General features: G+C 44.6%; 1 protein-coding gene. It reads left to right on the top strand.

What is annotated here, in order from left to right; translation table 11 throughout:
• Positions 1-74: 74 nt before the first annotated feature.
• Positions 75-1088, top strand: a complete 1014-nt coding sequence (locus tag J3998_RS13020; RefSeq protein WP_208151098.1) for an IS110 family RNA-guided transposase — start codon at positions 75-77, stop codon at positions 1086-1088.
• Positions 1089-1353 lie beyond the last annotated feature (265 nt).

Below are 1353 nucleotides of genomic sequence, written 5' to 3'. Positions count from 1 at the left end.
CGCTTTAATTAGATGGTCCGCCTCACTTTCTTCCCTAAAATGAGAAAGTGAACCTTAACCAAGGAGTGATCATCATGTCTCAAGTTATCTATGGCCTAGATATAGGCAAATCCACCTTTCATCTGATTGGTCGTGACGAACGCGGTCACCAAGTCATTCGTAAAAAGTTCTCTCGAACCAAGTTATTAGAATTTTTTACCAATCACTCACCCACAATTATTTCACTCGAAGCCTGTGCAGGCGCACATTGGCTGGGAAGACAACTTCAATCTCGACAGCATCAGGTAAAACTGTTGCCACCACAGTATGTTAAACCTTACGTCAAAACCAATAAGAATGATTTCATTGATGCCGCCGCCATTGCGGAAGCTTCTACTCGAGCTGATATGCGTTTTGTTACGGTGAAAACCGAACACCAGCAACTGCTCAATGTGCTGTATCGGATACGCCAAGGCTATATTCGAGAAAGAACGGCCTTGATGTCTCGAATCGGCGCGATTCTCTTAGAGTTTGGATTCTCTCTCCCAAAAGGGCATGCCAAGATGAAAGAACTGTTTTTCTGGTTAGCAAAACAGCCTCACGAACTGCCACCGCTGTTGATGCATGAGTTAATGGATTTGCATGAACATTATTGTCGTCTAAATGAAAAGATTACCGAGCAAGACAAAAAACTCAAGCAACACACCGAGCATCAACATCAAGCGGTTTTGCTCAAAAGCATTCCCGGTGTTGGCGAGCAAGTGGCCGCACAGTGTCTGGCGAATATTGTGCCGAGTGAATTCAAAAACGGTCGTCATCTTGCGGCATGGATCGGACTCGTGCCAAGGCAATATTCCACCGGAGGCAAGAACAAACTACTGGGCATCAGTAAACGGGGCAATAAAACCTTAAGAGAGTTATTAATTCATGGTGCTAGGGCGATGTTGAGTCGACCGGAATTAGCCAGAAAAGCCTATGGCGATTGGATTATCAAGTTAAGAGAACGCAAGCCGTTTAATGTTGCCCTGGTTGCGTTAGCCAACAAATTAGCCCGAATTATCTGGTCAGTCATGAGCAAACAAGAACCGTTTAAAGTGGCTCAGGCCTGAACCCTGAGCCGTTTCCACCGCATTGCAAAAGGTAGAATAGATGACCAAGAGGAAAGACACACTGGATTGAGAACCTGTAAACAAAAATAGCAAGACTCAATTTTGAGTCACAATGCTTTCGGTTTTTTGAGGACAATCTAGCGCGGATCTCATCGTGGAGCGAGCGGGAAAATACCGCTCAATGTAGACTCCGAATACATTAGCGCAATTCCAACTCGTTAAATCTTATTTTACACTTGCAATAACGAGGCGGACCATACATTTT

It is taken from the genome of Thiomicrorhabdus marina, assembly GCF_017571465.1.
GTDB lineage: Bacteria > Pseudomonadota > Gammaproteobacteria > Thiomicrospirales > Thiomicrospiraceae > Thiomicrorhabdus > Thiomicrorhabdus marina.
The sequence above is the reverse complement of the archived record's forward strand: the minus strand, read 5'-3'. Positions and strand labels throughout refer to the sequence as shown.

Bases quoted from the DNA above. Each gene is read 5' to 3' on its own strand.
- J3998_RS13020 (WP_208151098.1), top strand. From the start codon at position 75: ATGTCTCAAGTTATCTATGGCCTAGATATAGGCAAATCCACCTTTCAT.